Annotated in this window: 1 protein-coding gene; it reads right to left on the minus strand. The window is 65.7% G+C overall.

The features are described 5' to 3' along the window. Positions 1-41: 41 nt before the first annotated feature. Positions 42-1322, minus strand: a complete 1281-nt coding sequence (locus ACIQV3_RS40545) for an IS256 family transposase (protein WP_403722418.1) — start codon at positions 1320-1322, stop codon at positions 42-44. Positions 1323-1378: the final 56 nt, after the last annotated feature.

Below are 1378 nucleotides of genomic sequence, written 5' to 3' on the forward strand. Positions count from 1 at the left end.
GGGTCCGTCCAGCGAACGGTGGTTCTGGAGTTGTTAGGGGTTCAGCGGCGGGCGGCTGAGAGCCGGCCGTCGAAGGTGATGTCGAAGGCGTTCAGGGCTGCCTTCCAGCGTTGGGTCCAGCGTTTGCGTCCCTGGCCGGTGGGGTCGAGGCTCATGATGGCCATGTAGACGCACTTGATGGCGGCTTGCTCGTTGGGGAAGTGGCCGCGGGCTCGGACGGCCTTGCGGATCCGTGCGTTCACGGACTCGATCGCGTTCGTCGTGCAGACGATCCGCCGTATCTCGGTGTCGAACTGGAGGAACGGCACGAACTCGGCCCACGCGTTCTCCCACAACCGCACGATCGCGGGATACTTCCGCCCCCATTCCTCCTGGAATTCCAGGAACCGGTCCATGGCGGCGTCTTCGGTCGGCGCGGTGTAGACGGGCTTGAGGGCCTTCGAGATCTTGTCCCAGTCCTGCCGGGCCGCGTAACGGAACGAGGCCCGCAGCAGGTGAACGACGCACGTCTGCGTGATCGCCTGCGGCCAGACCGCTCCGATCGCGTCAGGCAGCCCCTTCAAACCGTCACAGACGACCATGCAGACGTCTTCCGTGCCGCGGTTTTTGATCTCGGTGAGAACCTGGAGCCAGTACTTGGCGCCCTCGCCTCCGTCGCCGGCCCACAGGCCCAGGATCTCGCGAGTGCCCTCGACGGTGACCGCCAGGACCACGTAGAGCGGCCTGTTGGCGACCTTCCCGTCCCGCAGTTTCACGTGGACACAGTCGATGAACAGCACCGGGTAGACCGAGTCGAGGGGCCGGTTCTGCCATTCGTTCATGCCGTCGACCACCTTGTCTGTGATCGTGGAGATCGTCTGCTTGGAGACCTCGGCGCCGTAGACCTCCGCGAGGTGAGCGGAGATCTCGCCGTGGGTCAGGCCCCGGGCGGACAGCGAGAGCACCATCTCGTCGACGCCGGTCAGCCGGCGCTGTCGCTTCTTGACGATCTGCGGCTCGAATGAGCCCTCCCGGTCCCGCGGCACCTCGAGCACGACCGGGCCGACCTCGGTCACCACGGTCTTGGACCTGGTCCCGTTGCGGGTGTTGCCCGAGCCGGCCTTCTCATGCTTCTCATGCCCGAGGTGGTCGGTGATCTCGCCTTCCAGGGCCGACTCGAGGATCCGCTTCGTCAGCTGCTGAAGCAGACCACCCTGGCCCGTCAGCTTGATCCCGTCGGCCCTGGCCCGGTCCACCAGCTGACTGATCAGCTGGTCATCGAGAACGTCCGGCACCAACCCGGACGGCTGTACCTCCGCCACGGCCTCCGCCGACACGGTCACGTCTGTCATCAGGTGTCACTTCCTGGTCGAAGATCCACCGTTGACCGTACAGACCC

It is taken from the genome of Streptomyces sp. NPDC099050, from assembly GCF_044759865.1.
Taxonomy (GTDB): Bacteria; Actinomycetota; Actinomycetes; order Streptomycetales; family Streptomycetaceae; genus Streptomyces.